The organism is Caldimicrobium sp. SLHALR3 (genome assembly GCF_058692735.1).
In genome coordinates this window covers 92,343-118,297 of sequence record NZ_CP182484.1, presented here as the reverse complement: position 1 = coordinate 118,297, position 25,955 = coordinate 92,343, and the positions used below count along the sequence as shown (strand labels likewise).

Below are 25,955 nucleotides of genomic sequence, written 5' to 3'. Positions count from 1 at the left end.
ATAAAGTAAAGAGTTTAATATTTTTAAATTTTTAATCTTGTTTCAGGAATACCGTTCTTATAGGAAATGGAATTTCAATTCCTTCTTCTTTGTAGCGTCTGTGAAGTCTTTTTACAAATTCGTGAATAACGGCATATCTATCTGTATAGCTTTGAGCTCTCAATATAACCGTAAACTTAATGCTAAAATCTCCAAAGGTGTGATATCTTATAAACGGCTCAAAATCAGGCACACCTCCTGGAACTTCTTTCATCACCTCCTTTGCCACCTCAATGGTCACTTTTTCAACTTTCTCAAGATCACTATCATAGCTTACTCCCACCTGAACAGGCACGGCTAGATCCTTATCAGGAAGAAAATAATTGGTTACGATAGAGGAGGCAAGTTTAGAATTGGGAATAATTACTAAGTTGTTAGAAACTTGCCTAATAGTAGTATTTCTCCAGGTAATATCTTCTACAAAACCTTCCACCCCTCCTTCAATGGAAATAAAATCTCCTGGTTTTATCTGTTTTGTCATTAAAATGTGAAGTCCTGCAAAAAAGTTGCTTAAAGTATCCTGCAAAGCAAGTCCCACAGCCAATCCTGCAATTCCTAAAGAGGTAATAAAAGGCGTGATGTTTATATTCAAAGTGTTTAAAATAAGAATAAAACCTATAAAAAAGATTAAGACCTTAATAACTATTTCAAAAATAGAAACCTTTGGGGGAAGTTCGGTTTTTTGCTGAATGTAAAAATTTAAAATGTTTATGATAACTTTAGAAGAAATCCAGACTAAAGAAAGAATAAAAAAGATAAGCAGGAATTTGTTTATAATGCTTACAAGGTTGTGGTATTTTGGTGGTATTTCAGCAATAGAAATAGAAATGTGTATGCCTAAAAAAATTATCCATAAAAAGCAGATGTTTGAAAAAGAGGAAATGGTTTTTGAAGAAAGCCCCAGTTTGAATTTTTGATTTGCTAAAGAAAGCCTATTTTTGAAAATTAATTTAACAAAAAATCCGATAAGTATAGAAGAAAAAACTGTGATAAGGGAATATAGATAATCTTTAAGCATCGGTATTTAGTATATCTAACTTTTAAAACAAAGTCAAACTTTTCCGAGTGTGTTTTAATAAATAAGTTAAAAATTAACCCTGGCACAAAAATCAAAACTACTTTTTCGCCTTCTCCTCACTATTTTTAGGTTATACAACTCCTTTTGCCCGCATTGGCACCGCCAGAATAAACCCATATCCTATATTTTATATTAAACAAGCACCGGAAAACAAAGGCAAAAATCGGCAAATATTTCCACCTATGGACAATTTTTAGATGGCACATTTTTGGCACATGATAACTTTTGAAAAATAATGATACCTGAAATCCTGAAAAGAAGTGGGCCGTGGAGGACTCGAACCTCCAACCTATGGATTAAGAGTCCATTGCTCTACCACTTGAGCTAACGGCCCAATTTTCTTTTTAAAAATAATCTACTCTCAGGATTTGTCAAGTTTTTGTAAAACATTTTCTTTAGCCAAAAATTTTTAAGTAAAGCAACAAAAGTAATCCAGTAAAAACTGTAATAAATAAAACAGGAATGATGACAGTTTTTATAAACTTTCCTTCTTCTTTTCCAGTAACTCCTATAGTTGCAGCAGCATTAGTAATCTTTGAAGGAGTAATGGCTGAGGCTATACCCCCTCCTACAGCATGTGCAACAAAAATCCACATAAAAGCTGGTGCTCCAAGGGTTACAAGAGTTGTTTCCCATTGGATTTTAGCAAAAAGAACATTAGAGGCAGTTTCACTTCCTCCAACAAAAGCTCCTAAAAGACCGATAAAAGGAGCAACTAAAGGATAGGCACTACCGAAAATATTAGCAAGTGTAGAGGCTATTATTATGTTCATGTTATAATCTTTAAAATAGGGACCGGGAACCAGTTTATCATTAACTACTTCCATACCAGACCAAGCCATAATAAAGGCAACTGCAAAAAATAAAGAATAAGCAATAAAAGGACCACCTATACGAGTAATCCAGAGTTTCAAAACTCTTTTCATAACATCTGAAGAGGGTTTTAAAATTGGAATTGAAATAATTGATACAACAAGAATCCAAAACCATACATTTGCCATAATATTCAAATCTTCTTTTTTATCAGCAAAAACCTTAATAACTTCATAAGGTCCCAAAATATTTGCAAAGAAGTTTTTTTGCATCTGGCAAATTAACAACCAAAGAAAAAAGAATTAACAGAATAAAAGGAGAGGATGATTTAAAAACCTCTTTATTAAAAGAAAGTCTTTGGATATCTTTATTATTCTTGTTGCGGTAATATATGTTTACAAAAAGCATAGTGAGAAATCCGGCAAAAATGCCAATTACCTCTACGGGAACGATTCTTGTCCAAGCCATGAATAAGGCAGAAAGAGATAAAACAAGACCTGAAATGAGAGCTGGTTTCCAGTGCTTTAACAGAGCTTCTTTCCCACCCACACTCCAGAGCATAAGAAAAGCAAATAACACTGAAATAGGAGGAAGAAAAGCTGTAATTTTAAAGGTAAAATCCCAGATAAATTCCTGAAGGTTTTCTATACCTGGAGGTTGGATGTGAAAAACCTTAAAAGCTACCTCAGCAGGCAAAGTAATGGGTATGGAAAATAAGGCAAAAGAGGTAAGTGGGTCGTAGCAAAGAATACTTACTGCTATAGCTGCTACAGGTGTAAAACCAAGAAGTCTAAAAATAGGAGGAAACATAGCAGGAGTAACCATTCCTAAGGCTGTAGAAAGTGAGCCAAAACCCATCCCAAGAAAAAGTGCTTATTCTTCCTTTTCTTTAGCGATACCCTTTATGTATTCAATAACTTTACTTAAAGCTCCTGTTTCTTTCATCAAAAAAATTAGAAACATAGTGAAGGCAACTGCAAGGGTAATACCAAAGGCTTTTATTATTCCAACTAAACTTGCTCCCAGGACTACATTCCAGGGAGTGTGAAAATAATAGACTGCCAAAAAAATAGCAAGTATCCAGCCAATTACTGAAACAAAAACCCCTGAACGATAAAATACGATCATACCTATAAGAACAATTAATATAGGAAAAATTGCCAAAAAGAGCTTCATAGATCACCTCTTTCACGCTTTTTTATAGCTTAAAAGCGGATTATAGAACAAATTTTTTATATTTACAAGATAATTTTATATTGACTTGTTTAAAATTTATTATTAAACTTTGAGATGTTTTATGAAAGAAAAAATTACTAATTTAATTCTGGTAGGAACTGGAGGGCAAGGAATTGTCCTTGCAAGTAGAATCATAGCTTGGTGTGCTTTTAAAAGTGGATTTGATGTCAAAGAGAGTGAAATTCATGGTATGGCTCAGAGAGGAGGCTCTGTAATAGGGCAGATTCGTTTTGGAGAAAAAGTCTATTCTCCCTCAATTCCTGTAGGCAAAGCTCACATAATGCTTGCTCTTGAAGAAATGGAAGCTTTAAGATATAGCTATTTTCTTAAAAAAGAAGGAACCATTATATTAAATCTTAAACAAATCCTTCCTCCATCGCTTGATCCATCTCTTTATCCACAAAATGTTTCAGAAAAACTAAAAGAAAAAGGATATAAAGTTTTTGAAATAAAGGCAGAAGAGCTGGCAAAATCTCTTGGAAGCACAAAAATTGAAAATACCGTACTTCTTGGGGTGTTATCTCTTCTTTTACCCTTTCCTGTTGAGATCTGGAAAGAGGTATTGAGAAACTCAGTTCCAGAAAAAATGGTCGAGCTTAATATTAAAGCCTTTGAGGAGGGAAGAAACCTTGGAGAAAAGATACTTCAATCCTAAAATTGAACTACTTCCAAAAGAAGAATTAAAGGCACTTCAGTTAAAAAAACTAAAAAAGGTTTTAAATAGAGTATACAAAAATGTTCCTCACTACAGAAAAAAATTTGAGGAAGCCAGCGTTAAGCCTTCAGATCTTAAAAAGCTTGAAGATATAAGGCGCTTTCCTTTTACAACCAAAGAAGATCTTTTTGTTGACTATCCTTTTGGTTTGCTTGCAGAGCCATTAGAAAGGGTGGTAAGACTTCACACATCAAGCGGAACAACGGGAAAACCAAAGGCTTTATTTTTTAGTAAAAAAGACATCTGGGCACAGGCTGAACTCATTGCAAGGTCTCTTGTTATGAGCGGAGCAACTTCGCAAGACATACTTCAAAATTCTATGACATACGGACTTTTTACAGGAGCTTTAGTTATGCACTACGGAGCTGAACTTGTAGGAATGCTTGTTATACCAGCTGGACCAGGAAATACAGAAAGACAAATTGAACTTATGAAAACCTTTGGCACAACCTGTATTCACATGACACCAAGTTATGCACTATATGTGGCAACTGTAATTCAAGAAAAGGGACTTAAACCAGGAAAAGACATAAAGCTAAAAAGGGCTTATTTAGGAGCTGAACCTTATAGTGAGGAAACCCGTTGCAAAATTGAAAATATGCTTAAAGTTGATGTGTTTAATTGCTACGGTCTTTCTGAAATGGGAGGACCTGGGGTTGGATTTGAGTGTCCTGTAAAAAAAGGACTTCATATCTGGGAGGATGCTTTTTATGTAGAAATAGTTAATCCAGAAACAGGGGAACCTGTTAAAGAAGGAGAAGTGGGAGAGCTTGTTCTTACAAGCCTTGAAAGAACTGCTATGCCCTTAATTAGGTATCGTACAAGAGATCTGACCTACTTTATAACTGAACCTTGCCCATGTGGAAGAACTCACATAAAAATTGCAAGAATTCTGGGAAGAACAGATGATATGTTTATTGTAAGAGGGGTAAATATCTTTCCTCAACAAATTGAGTCAGTTCTTATGAGCATAAAAGGAGTTGCTCAAAACTATCAGATAGTGCTTGAAGGATACGATGAAATGATAGTGAGAGTTGAAATAGATAGAGACTTTTTTGATGGAAGAATTGAAAGACTTCTTAAGCTTAAAGAAGAGATTACGGAAAAATTAAGGCAGGCTATACAGGTTCGTCCAAAAGTAGAACTTGTTGAACCAGGAACACTTCCTATAAGTGAAGGAAAAGCAAAAAGAGTAATTGATAAAAGAGTGCTTTAAAGGAGGTAATAAAGCTATGAATTATGTGGAAATTATAAGCATTTTTGCTGAAAACAAACCTGGTAAACTTGAGAAAATAACAGAAGTTCTGGCAAAAGAAAATATAAATATTCTTGGTTTTTCCATAATAAGCGTTAAAGATTTTGGAGTTATAAAGTTTTTGGTGGATAAGCCTCAAAAAGCCTATGAGAAGTTTAAAGAAAGGGGATTTACAGTTGCTAAAATTCCTGCTATAGGGATTGAGCTTGAAGACAGACCAGGTGGGCTTTATGAAGTAGTCAAACTAATAAGTTCAAAGGGTATTAATATAGAAAGTGCCCTTGTTTATGTTGCTGAAACAAGGAAAAAAGCCTATTTTGTTTTTGAAGCTGATGATTTGAAAAAGGCTTTAGAATCTTTGAAAGAAGAAAAGGTTAAATTTCTTGAACCTTCTGATTTTATTAAAGAATAAATTTAGGAGGCTAAAATGTTTTGGAATAAAGAAATTGAAACACTTCCAAGAGAAAAGTTAAAAGAACTTCAGCTTGAAAGACTTAAAAAAGTAGTTAAATATGCCTATGAAAGAGTTCCTTATTACCGAAAAAAGTTTGACGAAGCCGGTATTAAGCCTGAGGATATAAAAACTCTTGAAGACATAAAATACATTCCTTTTACCAGCAAAGCTGACTTAAGAGAGGTTTATCCTTTTGGAATGTTTGCAGTTTCTCTTTCTGAAATTATTGAAATTCATTCATCAAGCGGAACAACGGGGAAACCTGTGGTTATGGGTTATACCCAAAGAGATATTGAAATCTGGAAAGAAGTTATGGCAAGATCTCTTACTATGATAGGAGTGACAAAAGATGACATTATTCAAATTGCTTATGGTTATGGTTTATTTACGGGAGGGCTTGGTTTTCATTACGGAGCTTTAGCTATAGGAGCAACTGTCGTTCCTACCTCTGCAGGAAATACAAGAAGACAAATTGAGTTAATGAGAGATTTTGGGACCACTGTTCTTGCCTGCACCCCTTCCTATGCACTTTATCTTGCTGAATATGCAAAGGACGAAATGGGTATTGATCCAAGAATTCTTAAACTGAGAGTTGGAAGTTTTGGGGCTGAAATGTGGACAGAGGAAATGAGAAAAGAAATTGAAAATAGATTTGGCATCAAAGCTTATAATGTTTATGGATTAACAGAAATTATAGGTCCAGGAGTAGCCCATGAATGTCCAGCTCAAAAAGGGCTTCACATATGGGAAGACCACTTTTATCCAGAAATAATTGATCCAGAAACAGGAGAACCTCTTCCTGAAGGAGAAGAAGGAGAGCTTGTTTTGACTACTTTAACTAAGGAAGGAGTTCCGATGATAAGGTTTAGAACAAGGGATATTACTTCCTTTGTTCCGGGAGAATGTTCATGTGGAAGAACATTTGTAAGAATTGAAAGAATTAAAGGAAGAACTGATGATATGATTAAAGTAAGAGGAGTTATGATATTTCCTTATCAAATTGAACAAGCTATTCTTGAGGTTCAAGGAGTAGAACCTCATTATCAGATTATTCTTACAAGACCGCATTATCTTGATGAAATAGAAGTTCAGGTTGAAATGTCAAAAGAGGTTTTTTCAGATGAAGTAAGAAAAATTGAAGAGCTCAGAAAAAAACTTGAAAAAAGAATAGAAGAAACTGTGGGAATAAGGGTTAAGGTTACCCTTGTTGAACCAAAAAGTTTACCAAGAAGTGAAGGAAAAGCAAAAAGGGTAATTGATAAAAGAAAACTGAGTTAGGAGGTGAAACAAAGATGAAAATTAAACAGATTTCTGTTTTTTTAGAAAATAAAAAAGGAAGACTATATGAAGCTTTAAGTGTGTTAGCCAAAGCAAATATAAATATTAGAGCTCTCTCCATTGCAGATACTTCAGATTTTGGAATTTTGAGAATGATCGTTAATAAACCTGAAGAAGCAAAAAATGCTCTGGAAGATGCGGGTTTTACTACTAAAATCACCAATGTTCTTGCTGTAGGAGTAAAAGACAGACCGGGTGGACTTGCTGAAGTTCTTAAAATACTATACGAAGGAGATATAAATGTAGAATATGTTTATGCTTTTGTTGAAAAAAGCGGAGAAGAAGCTCTTGTAGTTCTTCGGACAAATAACCTTGACAAAACCATAGACTTACTTCAACAAAAGGGTATAAAACTTTTAGATAGTAAAACTGTAGAGGCTCTCTAAGCTTTCTTAAACTTTTTAGCCACAAATATACAAGGTCTTTTTGAAATAACGACATGAACTCCCAGGGGTTTCAAGTCCTTTTTTTAAGGCTGAAACCATTTCCTCTTTTTTAAAGGGATCTATTTCTATCACAGAATCTACTCCACAGGCTTTACAAATTTCAACAAGACTTAATTTTTTAGTATCTTCTAACTTGGCAGTTAAACCAAGATGAGGTGTAGGCTGATGTCCTGTCATGGCAACAACAGAATTATCAAGAATACACACAAGTATATTAGCTTTGTTATAGACTGCGTCTATAAGTGCAGGTATACCTGAGTGCCAAAAAGTTGAATCTCCTATCACTGCAGCCACTCTCTTTACTCCCTGTTTAGAAATACCTATGGCTTTACCTATGCTTGCACCCATACAGAGACAGGTATCAAGCGCAGAAAGAGGGGGAAGACATCCCAGAGTATAGCACCCAATGTCTCCTGTAACAAAACTTGGCTTAGCTTCTAAAAGTGCTTTATAAAATTCTCTATGAGGGCATCCTGGGCATAAAAAAGGTGGTCTTGGAGGAACATTTTCAGAAGTTATCTCTTCTTTTTTCCCAAAAAGCTTTAAAACTGGATCAGGACCAAGTTCTCCTTCCATCGGTAAATCACCTGAAAGTTTTCCTCTAACTCTTGAATGAAAACATCTAACCTTTTTTTCTATAAAAGGATATCCTTCTTCGAGAACTACAACCTCTTCAAGCTCTTTTACAAATTCTTTGAGAAGGGCTTCTTCAACAGGATAGGCGGTTATCTTAAGAATAGGGAGGTTTTCTTCGAGTTCAAGAGCATAGGTAAAAGCAAGTCCACAGGCAATAATACCTGTTTTTCCTTCTCCAGGGATTACTTCGTTAAAACCATATCTTTTAAAAATTTCAAGTATTTTCGTTTGTTTAGCATTTAACTCTTTATGAAGTGGTATAACATGTTTGGGAATTGCAATAAGATGCTCTGGATCTTTATTAAGGTTTATCTCCGTTTGGGAGATTATATCTTCAAGAGTGACAGGGCTATAGCAGTGAAGAAGTCTTGTTTGGCTTCTAAGCATGACAGGAAGACTAAGCTCTTCTGAGATGTCAAAAGCTATTTTGGTATAAGATTTAGCAGTCTCACCATCGTAAGGCTCAAGGCAGGGAATTTTAGCAAAATAGGCATAAAAACGAGAATCTTGCTCATTTTGAGATGAATAAGCTCCTGGGTCGTCTCCTACTGCAAGCACAAATCCACCTCTAACCCCAAGATAACTTGAAGTCATAAAAGGATCGGCTGCTACATTAAGACCTACATGTTTCATAGAACACAAAACTCTTCTTCCTGTTAAGCTAACTCCATATGCTACCTCAAAAGCCACCTTTTCATTTATTGACCATTCGCAAGGAACTGAACTATTTTTGGCAATATATTCCAGAATCTGGGTTGCAGGTGTTCCTGGATAAGAGGTTGCATAAGATATTCCTGCTTCAATAGCTCCTCTCGCTATGGCATCAGCTCCAAGCATAAGAACTCTTTCCATAAGATTTCCTCCACATTTAAAAATAATTTTCTAAAAACAAATATAACATTAACATTTACTCTAAACAACTTAACTGTCCCTATAGGGACAATTTCAATTTTTAAATTGGTCCAATTTCTCAAAAATGCTAAACTATAATTAGGCATTAATTTTGCATAAATATCTTATGAGAATTTAAGGCTTGAGGGAGGAAAAATGAGGAAACAGGTCTTTTCAGTATGTGGAATGTGTTCTGCTCGTTGTCCTATAAGGATTGAGGTTGAAAATGGAAAGGTGGTCTGGATTGAAGGTAATCCTTATGTTCCTGGAATAGAAAGAGCTCTTTGTGCAAGAGGTTCTGCTGGACTTGTTCATCTTTACGATAAAGAAAGACCTCAGTATCCAATGATAAGAACTGGAGAAAGAGGTTCTGGAGAGTGGAAAAGAGCTTCCTGGGATGAAGCTTTAAACTATATAGCAGAAAAGCTAACTGCTATAAAAGATAAATACGGAGCAAAGGCTATAGCACTTCTTGATAGAGGAGGGGGTATTTTTGGGGAGATGCAAAGGGTTTTTATAAGAGCTATAGGTTCTCCCAATTACTTTAATCATGACGACCTTTGCAGAAAGAATGTGGACCTTGCTGCCCAAAGTCTTTTTGGAATCCCAAGAAATCAAATAAGTTATGATTTTAGCAATGCTAAACATATAGTATCTTTTGGTAGAGCTTTTTTTGATGCATTAGCTGTTAGAGAAGCAAACAATGTTTTAAAAGCCATTGAAAAAGGAGGAAAGTTCACCTACTTTGATCCAAGAGTTAATGTAACAGCTACTAAAGCTACTAAATATTTCAGAATTCGTCCTGGATCAGACTATGCCATAGTTCTTGCACTTATACATCAAATTCTTAAAGAAAATCTTTATGATAAAGATTTTGTAGACAGGTTTTTCTTAGGAATAGAGGAGCTTGAAAATTTTGTAAAGCCCTATTCTCCTAAGTGGGCAGAAAGTGTTTCTGAAGTGCCAGAAGAGGAAATAATCAAGCTTGCAAAAGAATTAAGTGAGGCAAAACCCCAAGTAATTATTTATCCATACTGGTTTGGTGCAAGATATATGGACTCTTTTTATTATGCCAGAGCAGTCTACATTCTCAATGCCCTTCTTGGGAATATAGAACAGAAAGGAGGATTAATTTTTGCTAAATCTCCTAAAGAAGTGGGAGCTAAGCCTTTGAAAAGCCTTCTTGAACCCATTCCTTCTCCTAAAGAAAAACGCATAGAAGAAGAACTTGGTAAAGGATTTCTTTACGATGGAGCAGGTCATATGCTACATCTTTTTAAAGCTATTAAAACAGGAGAGCCCTATCCGGTTAAAGCTTTAATTGTTTACAGATATGATCCCTTTGCAGGTATGCCCCTTTCTGACATTAAAGAAATTCTTAGTGGACTTGAGCTTCTTGTTCACATTCCTGTAGACTACGGAACAACAGGCTGGTTTGCAGATGTTATTTTGCCCGAATCTACTTACTTAGAAAGGGATGACATAATAGGACTACAAAGAGGGGCAAAACCTGCTTTTATCGTAAGAAAAAAGGCAGTTGAACCTGTTTACGATACCAAACCAAGATGGTGGATTTTTACCGAGCTCTGTAAAAGAATGGGAGTAGGTCAGTATGCGCCTTATGAAAGTATAGAAGACATCTGGAACTATCAGCTCAAAGATACAGGTATAAAAATAGAAGATTTTGACGAAAAAGGATTTGTTCCTCTGTGTAAAGAACCGCTCATTTATAGCCGAGAAGAATTAAAATTTAAAACGCCTTCCGGGAAAATAGAAATTGTTTCAAGTAAAATGAGAGAAAGAGAAGTTCCTTACTTTATACCTTATGAAGAGCCAGAAAGACCAAAAATTGAAGAAGGAGAATTTAGATTAATTTTTGGAAGAGTAGCCATTCACACCCACACAAGAACCCAAAACAATCCTGTGCTTAACGGAATACTTCCTGAAAATGAATTGTGGATAAATAGTGAGATAGCTGAAAAACTTGGAATTAGAGATGGAGAAATAGTTGAAGTCTCTTCAGGAGATTATTCAGGAAAGATAAAAGCTAAGGTTACTCCTTTTATACATCCAGAGTGTGTTTTTATGTATAGAGGTTTTCAAAACGACATACCCTGGCTTAGCAGAAGTTATGGGAAGGGACTAAATGAGGGGCGTTTGTTGAAAGGTGCTTTTGAGAAGTTTGGCAAAGGAAGTCATACAGGGGTATTGTTTGAAAACTTTGTAAGGGTAAGGAAAATTTAAAGGAGGAGGGATAAAGTGAGTATATATCTTATTGTTCAAAATTTGGAAAAATGTATAGGATGTCATGCCTGTGAAGTTCACTGTGTAATAAATAAAGGCTTGACCTCAGGGATCAAAATTTGCGAAATTCTTCCTTCTGAAATAAAACTTTCTGGTAACAAAGTGCTTCAGAATTTTGTTTTTGTTACCTGTTTTCATTGCGGTCGTCCTTTTTGTGTGGAGGCTTGTCCTACAGGGGCTATGCAAAAGAGGGAAAAAGATGGCATAGTATTTGTAGATAAAGATTTATGTATAGGATGTAAAAATTGTATTGAGGCTTGTCCATGGGGTATTCCTCAATATAATCCAGATGAAGGAGTAATTATAAAATGTGATCTCTGTAAGGATAGAATTGATCAAGGGCTTGAACCAGCTTGTGTTACCAAATGCACAACCCACGCCCTGAAATTGACAACCGTAAAGGATATTTCCTCAGAGAAAAGGAAAAAACTTTTAAAATAGATTATTAAGAGGGAAGCAATCCAAATTTTTTCATTTTTGTTCTTAGTTGTTTGCGGGATATTCCTAAAATTTTTGCAGCTTTACTCTGATTCCATCCTGTTTCATTTAAAGCTTTTATTATCAACTTTTTCTCTATTTCTAATAAATTAAGAGTTTCTTCTTTATTTTCTTTATTTTCGTTTTCATTTTCACTCTTCAATTTTTCTAAGATTCTTTTAGGCAAATGTCTTATTTGAATTATCCCTGAAGGAGACAACACGACAGCCCTTTCAATAACATGAGCAAGTTCTCTTACATTTCCAGGCCAGTCATATTCCATCAATATATCTATAACTCCTGGTTCTATTTCAGGAATGGGTTTGTTATTTTCTTGAGCATATTTGTTTAAAAAATGTCTAACAAGTAAAGGAATATCCTCTTTTCTTTCTCTAAGAGGGGGAAGATGAATTCTAACTACATTAAGTCTCCAGTATAAATCTTCTCTAAATTTTCCTTCTTTAATAGCTTTTTCTAAATCTTGATTTGTAGAAGCAATAACTCTAACATCAACTTTTATTCTGTTTAAACTTCCAAGTCTTTTAATCTCTTTCTCTTGCAAAAATCTTAGGAGCTTTTTTTGCAAAGAAAGAGGCAAGTCGCCTATTTCGTCTAAAAATAATGTTCCGCCATTGGATAATTCAACAAGTCCTTTTTTACTTTCGGTTGCTCCAGTGAAAGCTCCTTTTTCATAGCCAAATAACTCAGCCTCTAAAAGGTTTTCAGGAATAGTTGTACAGTCAACTATTATAAAAGGTTTTTCTTTTCTTAAAGAATTTTTGTGAATAGCTCTTGCCACAAGTTCTTTTCCTGTTCCTGTTTCTCCAGTAATAAGGACATTAGCGTTACTTTCAGCAACCATTTCAATGATTTTTAAAACTTCTTTTATGGCTCTACTTTTTCCTATTATTTCAGGAAACTTTCTTTTATAATACTCGTCCTCGTCTTCAAAAAATACTTTTTGTTTTAAAGTAGCTTCTTTTAATATATTTATCAGTAAATCTGTATCTACTGGTTTGACAAGAAAATGAAAAGCTCCCAATTTCATTGCTTCAACAGCTCTTTCAATGGTCCCAAAAGCTGTAATAATGATAACAGGAACATGATAATTTTCTTTTTTTAACCATTTTAACATTTCAATTCCACTCATACTAGGAAGCAAATAATCAAGTAAAATGCAGTCAGGTGTAAAATTTTGAAGTTTTGCTATTCCCTCCTCAGCTGTTTTAGCAGTAGTTACTTCAAATCCAGCTTTTTTTAAGATTAAAGATATAGTTTTCAAAGCATTTATTTCATCATCAATAAAAAGTACTTTAGGCTTCATATTCTTTAGGCTTCACATTTTAAAGGTATTTTAATTACAAATTCTGTTCCCTTATTAATCTCACTTTTAACTTCAATTTCTCCTCCGTGTTCCTTTATAATCCTTTCTACACAAGCAAGTCCTAATCCAGAACCTGAGGATTTAGTAGTAAAAAAAGGCTCAAAAATTTTCTTTAAATTTTCTTCTGATATCCCTATTCCAGTATCTTTCACAATTATTTTAACAAAATTATTTTCTTTTTTAGTTTTAAGAAAAATTGTATCTCCCTTTTTTGTAGCTTCCTCTGCATTTATTAAAAGATTTAGTAAAACCTGTTTAATTTGTCCTGCATCAAAATAAAACTCAGGAATTTGTAAGTCTAATTCAGTTCTAAAAATTTTTCCCTCCTTTTCAAATTCAGCTTTGATTAAATTAATTACTTCTTTTATCACTTTATTAATATCATTTTTTTCTAGCTTTAAAGGTAAAGGTTTTGCATAAAAAAGAAAACTGTTTACAAGATCGTTTAATCTGTTTACTTCTTTATCAATGATAGACAAAAATTCATTTAATATTTTTCCTTTAAAATTATTCTTTAAATAATTGGTAGCAGCTTTAATTGAGTTTAGAGGATTTTTTACTTCATGAGCAACAATTAACGCCATTTCGGCTATCGCTGCACGTTTTTCAAGTTTAAGTTTTTCTAAAGTGCTCTCTTTAAGCTCATTAAATGCTCTTTTTAATTTTACTAGCATTTCGTTAAAAGTTTCTATAAGATAACCAATCTCGTCTCCACAAGAAACTTTATAAACATAGCATTCATGACAATCTAAATTATATTTTTTTTTACAAATTTCAGGAGCTTGAAATATTAACCAGCATCTCGTTTTTCCGAAAGCAGGACAGTTTTCTTCATCACATTCATAAAAATCTTTACAGAGAATTAAATTTTCATTCTCACACAATTCAAGTGAATTGGCTTTCAAACCTTCCAATTTTTCTTTTAATTTCAAAAGAGGTCTGGTTAAAGTATTTGAAATAAAATAAGAAATAGCAACTGTTAAAAATATTGTGAATAAAGATATTAAAAAAATGTAATTTCTAAGTTTGGTAGAAGAATTTTTAACATAATCTTCTATTTCTCTTTTTGAAATCCCAATTCTTATAATCCCTAAAGGATAATCAGTTTGAAATATGGGAAGATTAATTTCCTTCAGCTCCCGACCTTCTTTTTCCCAATACAAAAAAGTATCTTTATCAACTTTTATATAGTTTCCTAATTCTTTACGATTACTATGAGCAATTATTCTGCCACTTAGATCAGCAATCATTACATACCGAATTCCTGGATAATGCATCAATGATTTTACTTTTTCGTCAAGTTTTAAAGGATCAAAAAATACTATATGGTCTACAATTTCGTAGTTAAAGTTTTCCAGATTAGCTTTTAATCTGTTATAAATTTCTTTTTTAAGTGTATATTCTTGATATTTAATTAAACAGAAATTTACCAAGGAAATCATGGTAAAAATTATTACAAAAAAGGAAAAAAATATCTTTGTTCTTATACTGAAAGATCTCCAAAAGATTAAAAAATTTTTTATAATATTTGTTATTTTATTTAATAAGACTTTTGAGAAATTCATAATCTTTATCTGATACCTTAGCAAAACTTTTAATTTTAGCTTTGTTTAAAATTTCTTTGTTGTTTATATTAAGTAATAATGTTTTTACCTTTTCTGCAAGCTCTGAATTTACATTAACTGCACAAAAAGGCCAGTTTGGAAGATACGAAGTAAAGGTAAGAATTTTTATCTTAGAAATATCAATTTCTCCAGAAAAAACAGAGAGGGCAGATTCTCTTACAAATCCTGCATCTGCTTCACCTCTATATACCCCTATTATTACTTTTTCTAGTCTTTTAGCATTAATAAGTTTTAAATCTTTATAAACATTAAATCCCTTTTTTTCTAAAAATATTTTTTGAGATAAAAATCCTCCTGCAGAATAAGGAGAGACGATTAAAACTTTTTTTCCTTTTAGGTCTTTTAAAGTTTTTATTTTACTATCATTTCTTACAATGATAACCCCTCTAAATAATTTGTCGCCACAAATTGTTTCTAAATTATTTACTATACAATCTTCTCCTACAGTAATTGCGAGAACTTTTAATGGATACCTTTTAGCAATAATCGCATATACATAAGGATTCTGATAAGAAAATTGTACTTTACCTTGACTAACAATCTGGATAAATTCTTCAAAGTCTCTGGGAACAACCAGTTTAAATTCATATCCCGTTTTTTTCCGTAAGATATCTCATCAAAGGTTCAAACCTTTTATAAATAGTTAAAGGACTATAGAGTGGAAGAATCGCAACTTTTATGGTATTTTTGGAATATTCTATATAATCTTTTCCTTTAAAATTGCGAATAAGAAATCTTATGTAGTCAAAATCTCTATCTTCTGCAGAAACAAAAGCTTTTATATTAAAACTTTGTAAAACCTCTTTATCAATTTGATTCAGCAAAAGTGACTTAATCTTCTCTTTTTCTGGAAAATCAGCTCTTGCAGCAATAAGAAATCTGGGAGTGAGTTCTGATTCTTTAATGATTTTAAGTCCATCTTCCAGATATTTTTTAGCCGTAAATTCACTAAGTGCCCCAACTTCGTACTCTCCTATGAGAACAGAAAGGGCAATATTTTCCTCATTTTTAATAATGTCTACTTTTTTAAAATCCTTTAAACTTAATCCTACATCCCTCAACATAGAAATGGGAATCAGATAAGAAAAGGAAGATTTTTCGTCTCCAATAGCAAGCTTTTTACCTATAGCATCAAAAATCTTTTCTATAGAAAAACTTTTTTTGGTTACAAAAACACTTTTTGTCTCACCATCTCCTCCTTCTGGTTTAACCAGAGGTATAATGTATCCGCGTGTTTTATATCTTATTTCACAGTAAGTAGCTGGATCAAGAACAAGAATGTCTATTTTCTTATCCCTTACCTTCTGGTAGTATTCCTCAAATTCTCTTGATATATCAATCTTTATCGGTCTTTGAAGTTTTTTTTCTAAAAAGACCTTAAGGGGATAAAGGGTGTTTAAAATGTTTCTGGGAGATTCCCGAGATAAAATACCTATTGTAAATGGATTACCTGTAACCTTTTTAAAATTGTTAAATTGAGTTTTTTCAGCTTTATTTTTACATCCAGCTAAAATCAGACCAAAAATAACTAAGAAAAACAAAAACTTCCTTGTGTGTGCATACATTGAATTTAATTTTATAAAAATTGCCTTAAAAATCAAGGGGGGGAATCCCCCGACTCTGTGTTAGACTTAGGTTAGACTTAGGTTAGAACTGTGCGTATATACCTATATACCACTGAGTAGTTGAATCTTCATAGTTTTTATCTTTAAAATATTTCTCTAAAGCATCCTTTGCATTCATAAAATCTATTCCAATGGCTATTCTCGTTGATAAAGTAAACCAGTAGTCAAGGCAAAAGCCCCAACGATCGTATACTAAGTCACTATGGATGTTATTGTATTTGTCTTTGTATTTTCCATCAATATCAATATATTCGTATCTAAAGGCTACTCCTGGATAACCCATACCAATTTTTTCACCATAGATAAAATGTCCACTCACATACCAGGTATAGGCATCTCCTTTCTTATAGCTATTGTTAGCAACCTGATAAAAATGAGTATCGTCAAAATACATATACCCTGCTTCTCCACCTATGATGTATTTTTTGGCAAGCTTCTTTTCAAAGGCGATGTCAGCCGCCCAACCCTCTCTTGTAAGGTCACTGCTTCCGTATATAGATTTGTTTGCACTGTCTAAGTGTTTTTCTCTGTGATAACCAAATCCAATGGTCATGAAATCCTGTGTGCCAAGATAGGTTTCTAATTCTCTTAAATCAGGTCTTAAAGGGGTTCTTTCAGCTTTAAAGCCCCAAATAGGTGGTGTAAATTCAATTCTAACATCGTATTCAAAACTATTTTTATCTTTTAATGTATCTAAAATTGTTGCATTATTCCACTTACCAGAAAGAGTCCAAACTTTATTAGTATTTGATCTATCTTCGTTAAAAACTCCGATGTAATATTTAAAAAGCCCATCTTTGACAAAACCAGTTAAAACTGCTCCAAAATCCGTTCTCTTAAAAGGATCATCGCTTTTATAGCCTCCTGGATAAGGGTTTATAGCTTTTAAAGCGTCTTTAAATTGACTCAATAGGAACATATTACCACTACTTGACATAACAGGGCTTACATAACGAGCTCTCATATTATTCCTGCTAAAGGGAACACGGAGTTTCCCTGCCTTCAAAACAAATTCAGGAGCAAAGGTAAACTGAACTCCTCCTTCCCATAACTCCATAGGTGATTCATTCGTATCTTCCTTATAGTTTGCATCAAACATCGCATAAAACTGCACAAGTTTATTAATTTGACCTTGTGCTGCTAGTCTTGTTTTTGTTACCTGAAAGCGCTGGTATCTATAATCATGTGTTTTATCTTCATCCTGATTTAAATAGTTAACCCTTATCTGAAAAGAAACATCAGCAAAAGTGTCATTATCAACTTTTATCTGAAAAGCCTTTGAAGAAGATGATAACCCTAAAACCATTAATCCTGCCAATCCTAAAACTCCTAATTTTTTCTTTCTCATAATTCCCCCCTTTCAATTTTTTATTTAAAATAATCCTAAAAGACTCAAAGCAAGTATAAGCAATCCAGCCACTGCTATTCTTTTAACAGCAATCGGACTAATTTTTTTTGCAATTTTTGGTCCAATGAATCCTCCAATTATAGCAGCAGGAAACATTAAAGCAAAAAGGACAGGATCAAAGTTTCCAAATCCATAATGTCTTGCTGTTCCCATAAGAGTATTAAAAAATATTGCAAGAAGCGAGCTTCCTACAACAACATACATAGGAAGCCTCATAAAAACTGTCATGAGAGGAACCATAAAAGGTCCTCCACCAAAGCCAAACATTGATGACGCAATAGCAATTAAGAAAGCTCCTGGAATACCAATTAACAAGTTAGCTTCAAATTCTTGTCCCCAAAATTCAATTTTAATTTTCATAACTAATCACCTCCACTTTTATTTTTTTTCTTTTTTTCTTCTTGCTTCTTCTTCCGCTCTCTTTCTAAACTCTTGAAGAATAGCTTGTTCTTTTTTGTGTTTCTCAATATAGCCTGGGGTTGTCTGCCAGAACATTAAACCTGCCAAAATTATCAAAATAATTCCAAAAAGAAATTTGTACTGCTCAAGGGTAATTAGCTCTGTAAGTTTTGGTCCGATAAATCCACCAGCTGCCATAGACAAACCGAGAATAATTCCAAGTTTCCAGTTAATAAACTTTATTCTGGAGTAGTTATATATTCCTGTTGCTTGAGAAAAAAGAACTGTAGGCATAACAGATCCTGCAACAACTGTATGGGGAAGACCAAGCATTACCAATATAGGATTTAAAATAAATCCACCACCTGCACCCATTAATACACCAAAAGCAGTAATAACCAAAGCAAGAATAAAAGGCAAGAAAATATTCACAGTTCTTCCAGCATTTGGAAGATATACATGAGGAAATGAAACTACATTTTCAAAAGAAAGTTGTTCACTTTTTGTATCTTTATCCACTTTTGCCACCACAAAGTATTTACCAGGTGCTGCATTTTTTGGAAGAGAAACTTCAGCCTTAAAAGATCCATCTTCTTCAATCTTTAAATTTGCTGAAAAAATAGCATCTACCTTTCCAAATCTTGCTTTTAATAATTGCATAGATCTTTTTTTGTTTTCTTTTTCGTCCATTGGTTCTAATTTTTTTCCTCTTGAACCAATTATACTTGCCCACAACGAGGTCTGATATCTATCAATTTTAATTTTTGCGGGAACACCGTATATAGCATCTGCTCCAGTGTTTTTTATAACCTCAGAAACGCTCCACTTTTTTCCTTTAGCCTTTGCATCCTCAAGAACAGATTTAAATTTTTCTGGAACAATAAGTTTATAAAAAGCAGGCATCTCATCTGTAATATAGAAAATATAAGGTCTTTTACCTGTTTTTGGATCAGGATCTGTATCAAGTCTTGCAGCCCTAACTTTCTTTTCAGCCCACACTTCAATATATACATCCCTTCCAGGTGGAGCTTTTCCGGTAATCGTTACTTTTCCTCCGTGAGAAAGCTTAGCCTTATCAACCTGAATTGTTACCGTTTCCTGAGAAAAACCATTAACAGTAAAAAAAACAATTGTTAACATAAATATTAAAAAGCTCAGAACATACTTCATATCTTCCACCCCCTATCCAAAGTAAAGGTTTTTAAAAACATTTATGCAAAAAATTTGCCAAATTTAAATTAGTAAATTTTTGAGGAGAACCTTTAATTAATTAAACATTTTTGATCTTTATAGGACAACTTAGAATTGAATAATTGTGCCAAATGGAACAATTAAATACATTTGATTTCGTAATTACTTTATGATAGCAATTTCAGCTAAAGCACGAGAATTTGATGAATTTTTAACTTTGAGCTTGGGTTAAGAATTTTTATCGTAAAACTCTTTATTTTCCGAAAAAGAAGCTATCTTACTGAAATTTTTTGGTTTAAAATGCCCGGGGCCGGACTCGAACCGGCACGGAGGTTTTACCTCCAGTGGATTTTAAGTCCACAGCGTCTACCAAATTCCGCCACCCGGGCAAGAAGAAAGCCCTAATCAATTACAAATATAACACAGCTACACATATTATCAATACTTTTTAAAATTAAATAAACATATTCACATCTGCATCAAGGGCAAGCTTCATATAACCCTCAGCGTCAATAATCTCAACTCCTTCAATAAAGTCTTCTTTTTTAAGGTTCATCATCTGAATGGTCATAAGACAGGCATAAAATTTTACTCCCTCAAGCTGACACATCTCTAAAAGATCTTCAGGTCTTGGAACACCTGCCCTTTCTTCAGCAAGTTTAATCATCATCTTTGTGAAAAGTTTGGGTATACCAGGTATAGCTCCTAAAAAACCTTTGGGATAATACTTAACCTTTTTAATGCCACCTTTAAGCACGACCTTAATCCCATCAAAGGTAAAAAATACCATAGATTCAGCACCTGCCCTTGCAGCTTGAAGAGAAAGAATTAAAGCTGGATAAACAGTATCTAATGTGTTGTCAGGGCAAATCAAAAGCACTCTCTTTTTTTTTCTTTTCTTCCATGTCCCCCCTCTATTTATTTACTATTTATATTTATTTTGTGAGCTAATATAAATTATTTCCAAATTTTTTCAACCGTCAATAACTTATTATTAAAATTCAGATTGAAAGTAAACTAAGTTGAATTAAAATTTTTAAAAGAGGGGCAGGGTTTAAGAGGTGGTTGCTCTGGAAGATCTTTGAAAGGATCTTCCAGGGAGGAAAGTCCGGGCTCCACAGGGGAGGACGCCGGGTAACACCCGGAGGGAGTAATCCCTGGAAAGGGCCACAGAAAACAGACCGCCAGCGGCTAAAGGAAGGCTGAGCCTTCCTTTAGTGCGGGTAAGGGTGAAAAGGTGGGGTAAGAGCCCACCGCACAGGGTGGTAACACCCTGTGGCACGGTAACCCCCGTCCGGAGCAAGGCCAAACAGAGCGCAAGGGTGCCCCGCCCAGAAGCGCTCAGGTAGGCCGCTTGAGGAGAGGAGTAATCCTCTCCCCAGAGAAATAACCACCGCCCGGGATAATATCCCGGGTAACAGAACCCGGCTTACTTAAACCCTGCCCCTCTCCACTTCTAAATATGTTTAAACACATAGAATTTGTTAAAAGCGTTTACGACTTAAAAGATCTTCCACCTCCTGAATTCCCAGAAATTGCCTTTCTTGGAAGATCAAATGTAGGAAAATCCTCTCTGATAAATGCATTTCTTAATAGAAAAAATGTCGCCCGCGTTTCCTCAACCCCTGGATTTACTAAAGCTATTAACTTTTTTCGCATAAACCATCAATTTTATCTTGTTGACCTTCCTGGATACGGCTTTGCAAAAGCACCTATAGAATTGCAAAAAAAATGGAAATACCTTGTTGAAGGATACCTGAAAGCAATAAGGGATTTTCGTCTACTTATCCTTATTTTTGATATAAGAAGAAAACCTGATGAACTTGATATCAATCTGATAGAATTTGTAAAATATCTTACAAAGCCCTTTTGCATAGTTTTAAACAAAATAGATACTCTTTCCAAAAATGAAATAAAGAAACAAAACGAAATTTATATAAAAGCCTTTAATCTAAAGCCTGATTTTCCTTTATTTCTTACTTCCTGCAAAAAAAAAGAAGGTACAGAACTGCTTAGAAAGTTCATTTTATCAAAAATTGCAGACTAAATTTTTAAACTCATCCCGTCATAACAGGCTCTTATTTTTATCCCGAGTTCTTTACTCAGCTCCTGAGCCACCTTAAAAGGATTTGCCTTAAGCATAGTCATACCAAAATGGGTAAGAATCACCTCTTCTGGCTTAATCTTCTCAAGTATTTTTTTTACATCGGGTATGCTTAAGTGCAAAACCTCTTCTTTTGGTGTATACCTTACAGTATTGATAACAAGAATATTTGCCTCTGAAAATTCTTCTTCCAATCCTTCAAAATAAGCAGTATCAGTTATAAAACCTACCGTCTTTCCTTCAGGAAAATAAAAAATAAATCCATAATTTTCTGCTGTGTGTTTGAGTAAAGATGTAGTTTTAAATTTAAAAGGGAGTTCTTCGTAAACCGTTTTTGGTTTTAAAGTTTCTATCTTTTTGAGATAACTTCTCAAGTAAGAAAGTAGAATTCCTTCTTTTAAGGCACTTTCTGTTAAATAAACAACTCCTCTTTTTTTGAAACCTCCTTCAGTTATGGCATCAACAATTACATTTAAATCTGCTGAATGATCTAAGTGCTGATGAGAAACCACAACAACTTCTATTTTTTCTACAGGTATTTTTCTTTTTGCAAGATAAACAAGAGTTCCAGGACCAGGATCTAAAAGTAAATAGGAGTTTTCAACCTTTATGACAGTTCCAGCAGAAGCTCTAAGTTGTTTAGCAACCACATAGCGTGCACCTGCTGTTCCAAGAAAAATAATTTCACTCATAAATGTTAAATTTTAAAAAAACTTTTGGTTCTTAACAAGCTTTATGATAAAATTAAATGCAAAATTTCCGTATGAGTAGGTAAATATGTTTAATTTTGGTTTTATAGGTTGTGGAGCTTTAAATTGGGATATGTTCTTTGAAGTAGAAAACCTTCATTCTCTAAAATTTGAAAATATTGTTATCTCTGCAGGAAGAGAAGTTGTTTTAGAAAGAGAACAATTTTTAAGATTTTTAAAATTTTTAGAAAGAGAAGGAAATTTTCTTTTTGAGTGTGGAGGGGGCTCATCAGCAAATACCATTTATGCTCTTTCCTGCTGGGGATTTAAAAGTGCTTTTATAGGAGCGGTGGGAGAAGATGAGGTAGGCAGGAAAATAGTTGACGAGCTTGAAGGGGTGGGAATAAATACGGAATTTATAGTGAAAAGTGGAGAAACAAGTCTTGCCATAATCCTTCTTGATAAAAGAAAAGATAGATTTATAGCTGTAAGCCCGGGGAATAGTGAAGTTTATCTTTCCCAATCAAAAGTCAAGTTATACGGGCATAGTACCTTATTTCATTTTTCCTCCTTTGCCAGCAAAACTGGTCAAAAATTTCAAAAAGACCTTTTATCAAAAATCAATACCAAAATTTCCTTTGATCCTGGAGAGATTTATGCGGGACTTGGAAAAGAATTTTTAATTCCCTTTTTTGAAAAAACTGAAATTCTATTTATTACCGAATATGAGTTAAAAAAAATTGGAGTGTCTGTAGAAGAACTATTTAATTTGGGGGTTGAAAAAATTTTTTTAAAAAAAGGAAAAGAAGGAGCAGAGTGTTTTACTAAACAACAAAAAATAGAAATGCCTGCTTTTAAAGTCAGAAATATCGTTGACAATACAGGTGCCGGAGATTATTTTAATGCAGGAGTTCTTGCGGGGCTTAAAATGGAATTTCCAGAAGAAAAGGCTTTAAAACTGGGAATTTATTCTGCAGGTATAAGTTTAAGAGACTACGGAAGGAAGGGATGTTTAACCAAAGAGGAGTTTCAAAATTATGTTAATTTGTTAAAATAAATTCTGTCTAAATTAACTTTTTTCAAGCATAATGGAACTTAAAGACAGGATTCCTAAAAATATTGAAAAACTTTTAAAGATTCTTTCTCGTTCCGCTCTTTTCGGAGAAATATACTTGGAACACAGGGAAGATTTTAGATTAGTTGTTGAACCAGAAAGGATTGATGAAATAAACTGGGGAGAAGAAAGGGGAATAGCCTTTAGAAAGATAGATAATAACTTGAAAATTCACTTTGCTTTTTCTTCTGATTTAGAAAACCTTTCTCTTTTAGAAGATCTGGCAAAAAACATAGACAGAGAAATAAATCTACCTCAAAAAGAGGTCCCAATTTTAAAAGAAGAATCAGAATTTTATAAAAATTATCTTACAGAAAGATTTGCAATTTTAGAGGAACTTAAAAAGCGGGTTAAAAAAGCAAGAGAAATTAAACACTATAAAATTGGATTAAGTGAGGTAAAAAAAGAGGTTCTTATTGTAAATTCTGAAGGTCTCTTTCTTGAAGATAAGCGGTTTTATACTAAAATTGTCGCCGTTGTCGTTGCAGAAAAAGAGGGAAAACTTGAAAGAGGATACGAAGTTTTTGGGGCATCCCTTTCTTTTGACAAAATTAAAGATTTACCTGAAGTATTAAATCTTTCTGAAAGGGCAAGTGATTTGGCTCTTATTATGCTTTCTGCAAAAAAAGCTCCAGCAGGGGTTATGCCTGTTATTCTTTCTGGATCTGCAGGTGGAACAATGATTCATGAAGCAGTAGGGCATGGTCTTGAGGCAGATCACGCTGAAGAGGGATTATCTATCTATTCAGGAAGACTTGGAGAAAAAGTAGCAAGTGAGCTTATTACTGTAATTGATGATGCTACCATCCCCTCTCTTTACGGATTTTACAATTTTGATGACGAAGGAACAAAAGCAGAAAAAGTTGTTTTAATAGAAAGGGGTATTTTAAAAAATTTTCTTTATGACAGATATTTTGCTTTAAAATATGGCAAAAAATCAAATGGACATGGAAGAAGGCAAAATTATAGATATATTCCTATTCCAAGAATGGCAAATACTTACATAGAGAAGGGACCGCATAAGCCAGAAGAGATAATAAAAAGTGTAGAAAAGGGGCTTCTTGTTAAAAAAATGGGAGGAGGGGAAGTAAATCCTTTAACTGGAGACTTTGTATTTGAGGTAAAAGAAGGATACTATATAGAAAAAGGAGAAATAGCTTATCCTGTAAAAGGAGCAACACTTGTAGGAAATGGACCAAAAGTTCTTGAAATAATTGATATGGTGGGAGACGATTTAAAATTTATTCCAGGAACCTGTGGAAAGGATGGACAAGGTGTTCCTGTATCAGATGGGCAACCCACTCTTAGAATCCCTGAAATAACTGTAGGTGGTATCTTAGATTGAGGAGGAATAAAATGTGTGGAATTTTTGGAATATATGGAGTAGAAAATGCTTCCAATTATGCCTATTTTGGACTTTACGCACTTCAGCATAGAGGTCAAGAAAGTGCTGGAATAGTAGTTTATGATGGAAAAAAGGTAAGGGAGTGGAAAGGGTTAGGATTAGTAAGTGAAGTTTTTAACGAAGAAATCCTAAAAAATCTTCCCGGATTTGTTGCTATAGGGCATGTAAGATATTCTACCACAGGTTCTACAACCTTTCAAAATGTTCAGCCCTTTTGCGTAAATTTTGCTAAAAAAACTATTGCCATAGCCCATAATGGAAATCTTGTTAATGCTTATCAAATAAGATGCGAACTTGAAGAAAATGGCCATATCTTTCAAACCACTATGGATAGCGAAGTTATTGTTCATTTAATAGTTAAAAATCTGAAAAAAGGATTGGTTAATGCAATTATAGAAACTATGAAAAAAATAAAAGGTGCTTATTCGGTTTTACTTCTTTATGAAGATACCTTTGTTGCTTTTAGAGACCCTTGGGGATTTAGACCTCTTTCTTTTGGGATGTTTAATGGCGGATATGTGGTTGCTTCAGAAACCTGTGCCTTTGATCTCATAGGAGTTCAGTATTTAAGAGATGTAGAACCAGGAGAAATACTTGTGATAGATAAAGATGGACCAAAATCTTATAAAGCTTTTAAAAAAGAAAAATTTTCTTTAAGTCATTGCATATTTGAATTTATCTATTTTTCAAGACCGGATAGTTACATTTTTAATAAAAATGTATATATGGTAAGAAAAAATCTTGGAAAAAATCTTTATAAAGAGTGTCCTCTTTCTGCGGATTTTGTTATGCCTTTTCCAGATTCTGGAAATTATGCCGCTTTAGGTTATGCACAGGCAAGTGGATTACCTCTTGAGTTTGCTATGATAAGAAATCATTATATAGGAAGAACTTTTATAGAACCTTCAGAAAAAATAAGAAATATTTCTGTAAAGATGAAGTTGAATCCTGTAAAAGATATTTTAAAGGGAAAAGAAGTAATAATAATTGATGACTCCTTAGTAAGAGGAACTACCTCAAAAAACAGATTAAAAAGTATTAAAGAAGCTGGAGCAAAAAAAATTCATTTTTTACTTTCCTGTCCACCTATTAGATTTCCTTGTTTTTTTGGGATTGACTTTCCTACTGCTTCAGAACTAATTGCTCATAAACACTCGGTAGAGGAAATAAGAAAATTTTTAGACATTGATACTTTATACTATTTAAGTGTTGAGGGACTTCTTGCAGCAGTTGAAGAATTGAGAGATAAGGTCTGCTTAGCCTGTTTTACCGGAGAATATCCCGTTGAAGTTGATTTTAGTTTTAGGAAAGATATAGCTGAAGTATAAA

At 33.7% G+C, this 25,955-nt stretch carries 23 protein-coding genes, 2 tRNA genes, 1 other RNA gene and 1 pseudogene; 12 read left to right on the top strand and 15 right to left on the bottom strand.

The genetic code is table 11. The features are described from left to right. Window positions 1–31: 31 nt before the first annotated feature. From ACLGLP_RS00650 to ACLGLP_RS00630, 5 genes are all read right to left on the bottom strand, one after another. Window positions 32–1,057, bottom strand: coding sequence for a mechanosensitive ion channel family protein (locus ACLGLP_RS00650; RefSeq protein WP_492113016.1), 1,026 nt, complete (start codon window positions 1,055–1,057; stop codon window positions 32–34). A 321-nt stretch (window positions 1,058–1,378) separates the two neighbouring features. Next, window positions 1,379–1,451, bottom strand: a tRNA-Lys gene (locus ACLGLP_RS00645). Window positions 1,452–1,512: 61 nt separating this feature from the next. Continuing rightward, complete coding sequence (locus tag ACLGLP_RS00640) at window positions 1,513–2,202, bottom strand: L-lactate permease (protein ID WP_492113015.1); 690 nt, start codon at window positions 2,200–2,202, stop codon at window positions 1,513–1,515. Next, a complete protein-coding gene (locus ACLGLP_RS00635; RefSeq protein ID WP_492113014.1) occupies window positions 2,162–2,788 on the bottom strand; it encodes an L-lactate permease in 627 nt (208 codons plus the stop codon). Before ACLGLP_RS00635 ends, ACLGLP_RS00640 begins: the two co-directional genes overlap by 41 nt. A gap of 15 nt (window positions 2,789–2,803) precedes the next feature. After that, a complete protein-coding gene (locus tag ACLGLP_RS00630; RefSeq protein ID WP_492113013.1) occupies window positions 2,804–3,106 on the bottom strand; it encodes an L-lactate permease in 303 nt (100 codons plus the stop codon). A 121-nt stretch (window positions 3,107–3,227) separates the two neighbouring features. On the opposite strand from ACLGLP_RS00630, the gene ACLGLP_RS00625 reads away from it, so the two are divergent. The 5 genes from ACLGLP_RS00625 to ACLGLP_RS00605 are packed head-to-tail and all read left to right on the top strand — an operon-like array spanning window position 3,228 to window position 7,314. Beyond that, complete coding sequence (locus ACLGLP_RS00625; protein ID WP_492113012.1) at window positions 3,228–3,821, top strand: indolepyruvate oxidoreductase subunit beta; 594 nt, start codon at window positions 3,228–3,230, stop codon at window positions 3,819–3,821. Beyond that, on the top strand, window positions 3,796–5,097 hold the full coding sequence (locus ACLGLP_RS00620; RefSeq protein ID WP_492113011.1) for a phenylacetate--CoA ligase family protein: 1,302 nt from the start codon (window positions 3,796–3,798) through the stop codon (window positions 5,095–5,097). The genes ACLGLP_RS00625 and ACLGLP_RS00620 overlap by 26 nt, the downstream gene beginning before the upstream one ends. A gap of 16 nt (window positions 5,098–5,113) precedes the next feature. Beyond that, window positions 5,114–5,548 carry an ACT domain-containing protein gene (locus ACLGLP_RS00615; protein ID WP_492113010.1) on the top strand — a complete coding sequence of 145 codons (435 nt, stop codon included), beginning with the start codon at window positions 5,114–5,116 and terminating at the stop codon, window positions 5,546–5,548. A gap of 15 nt (window positions 5,549–5,563) precedes the next feature. Then, window positions 5,564–6,868: a phenylacetate--CoA ligase family protein gene (locus tag ACLGLP_RS00610; RefSeq protein WP_492113009.1), complete on the top strand. Its 1,305-nt coding sequence runs from the start codon at window positions 5,564–5,566 to the stop codon at window positions 6,866–6,868. Between the two features lie 14 nt (window positions 6,869–6,882). Further along, window positions 6,883–7,314: an ACT domain-containing protein gene (locus tag ACLGLP_RS00605; protein WP_492113008.1), complete on the top strand. Its 432-nt coding sequence runs from the start codon at window positions 6,883–6,885 to the stop codon at window positions 7,312–7,314. Between the two features lie 15 nt (window positions 7,315–7,329). Here the strand turns inward: ACLGLP_RS00605 and ACLGLP_RS00600 are convergent, their stop codons facing one another. Continuing rightward, window positions 7,330–8,862, bottom strand: coding sequence for a thiamine pyrophosphate-dependent enzyme (locus ACLGLP_RS00600; protein WP_492113007.1), 1,533 nt, complete (start codon window positions 8,860–8,862; stop codon window positions 7,330–7,332). A gap of 195 nt (window positions 8,863–9,057) precedes the next feature. On the opposite strand from ACLGLP_RS00600, the gene ACLGLP_RS00595 reads away from it, so the two are divergent. Both ACLGLP_RS00595 and ACLGLP_RS00590 read left to right on the top strand, forming a co-directional pair. Next, on the top strand, window positions 9,058–11,145 hold the full coding sequence (locus ACLGLP_RS00595; RefSeq protein WP_492113006.1) for a molybdopterin-dependent oxidoreductase: 2,088 nt from the start codon (window positions 9,058–9,060) through the stop codon (window positions 11,143–11,145). Window positions 11,146–11,160: 15 nt separating this feature from the next. Continuing rightward, a complete protein-coding gene (locus tag ACLGLP_RS00590) occupies window positions 11,161–11,646 on the top strand; it encodes a 4Fe-4S dicluster domain-containing protein (RefSeq protein ID WP_492113005.1) in 486 nt (161 codons plus the stop codon). Between the two features lie 4 nt (window positions 11,647–11,650). Here ACLGLP_RS00590 and ACLGLP_RS00585 read toward each other — a convergent pair whose 3' ends face one another. The 8 genes and pseudogenes from ACLGLP_RS00585 to ACLGLP_RS00550 form a co-directional block, all read right to left on the bottom strand. Continuing rightward, window positions 11,651–13,006 carry a sigma-54-dependent transcriptional regulator gene (locus ACLGLP_RS00585; RefSeq protein ID WP_492113004.1) on the bottom strand — a complete coding sequence of 452 codons (1,356 nt, stop codon included), beginning with the start codon at window positions 13,004–13,006 and terminating at the stop codon, window positions 11,651–11,653. Between the two features lie 5 nt (window positions 13,007–13,011). After that, entirely contained in the window at window positions 13,012–14,508 is a 1,497-nt protein-coding gene (locus ACLGLP_RS00580) for an ATP-binding protein (protein ID WP_492113003.1), read from the bottom strand. A 94-nt stretch (window positions 14,509–14,602) separates the two neighbouring features. Then, a complete protein-coding gene (locus tag ACLGLP_RS00575) occupies window positions 14,603–15,268 on the bottom strand; it encodes a phosphate/phosphite/phosphonate ABC transporter substrate-binding protein (protein WP_492113712.1) in 666 nt (221 codons plus the stop codon). A gap of 7 nt (window positions 15,269–15,275) precedes the next feature. Then, on the bottom strand, window positions 15,276–16,256 hold the full coding sequence (locus ACLGLP_RS00570; protein ID WP_492113002.1) for a PhnD/SsuA/transferrin family substrate-binding protein: 981 nt from the start codon (window positions 16,254–16,256) through the stop codon (window positions 15,276–15,278). 82 nt (window positions 16,257–16,338) lie between these two features. Beyond that, window positions 16,339–17,664: a hypothetical protein gene (locus ACLGLP_RS00565; RefSeq protein WP_492113001.1), complete on the bottom strand. Its 1,326-nt coding sequence runs from the start codon at window positions 17,662–17,664 to the stop codon at window positions 16,339–16,341. 24 nt (window positions 17,665–17,688) lie between these two features. Next, window positions 17,689–18,783: pseudogene (locus ACLGLP_RS00560) on the bottom strand (sulfite exporter TauE/SafE family protein). A gap of 832 nt (window positions 18,784–19,615) precedes the next feature. Then, a tRNA-Leu gene (locus ACLGLP_RS00555) sits at window positions 19,616–19,703 on the bottom strand. A 65-nt stretch (window positions 19,704–19,768) separates the two neighbouring features. Continuing rightward, the gene (locus ACLGLP_RS00550; RefSeq protein ID WP_492113000.1) at window positions 19,769–20,194 is read right to left on the bottom strand and encodes a DsrE/DsrF/DrsH-like family protein; all 426 of its coding nucleotides are present in this window, start codon (window positions 20,192–20,194) and stop codon (window positions 19,769–19,771) included. A 169-nt stretch (window positions 20,195–20,363) separates the two neighbouring features. Here ACLGLP_RS00550 and rnpB point away from each other — a divergent pair. Next, window positions 20,364–20,760: RNase P RNA component class A (gene rnpB, locus ACLGLP_RS00545), an RNA gene on the top strand. Between the two features lie 16 nt (window positions 20,761–20,776). After that, a complete protein-coding gene (gene yihA / locus ACLGLP_RS00540; protein WP_492112999.1) occupies window positions 20,777–21,361 on the top strand; it encodes a ribosome biogenesis GTP-binding protein YihA/YsxC in 585 nt (194 codons plus the stop codon). Here yihA and ACLGLP_RS00535 read toward each other — a convergent pair. Further along, window positions 21,358–22,110 (bottom strand): MBL fold metallo-hydrolase, encoded by a 753-nt coding sequence (locus ACLGLP_RS00535; RefSeq protein WP_492112998.1) that lies wholly within the window; start codon window positions 22,108–22,110, stop codon window positions 21,358–21,360. The genes yihA and ACLGLP_RS00535 overlap by 4 nt on opposite strands. An 85-nt stretch (window positions 22,111–22,195) precedes the next feature. Here ACLGLP_RS00535 and ACLGLP_RS00530 point away from each other — a divergent pair, with 85 nt between their 5' ends. From ACLGLP_RS00530 to purF, 3 genes are read left to right on the top strand one after another with little or no spacing between them, the layout of a single operon-like run. Beyond that, a complete protein-coding gene (locus ACLGLP_RS00530) occupies window positions 22,196–23,164 on the top strand; it encodes a carbohydrate kinase family protein (RefSeq protein ID WP_492112997.1) in 969 nt (322 codons plus the stop codon). A gap of 31 nt (window positions 23,165–23,195) precedes the next feature. After that, complete coding sequence (locus ACLGLP_RS00525; RefSeq protein ID WP_492112996.1) at window positions 23,196–24,566, top strand: TldD/PmbA family protein; 1,371 nt, start codon at window positions 23,196–23,198, stop codon at window positions 24,564–24,566. Window positions 24,567–24,577: 11 nt separating this feature from the next. Further along, the gene (gene purF, locus ACLGLP_RS00520; RefSeq protein WP_492112995.1) at window positions 24,578–25,954 is read left to right on the top strand and encodes an amidophosphoribosyltransferase; all 1,377 of its coding nucleotides are present in this window, start codon (window positions 24,578–24,580) and stop codon (window positions 25,952–25,954) included. Window position 25,955 lies beyond the last annotated feature (1 nt).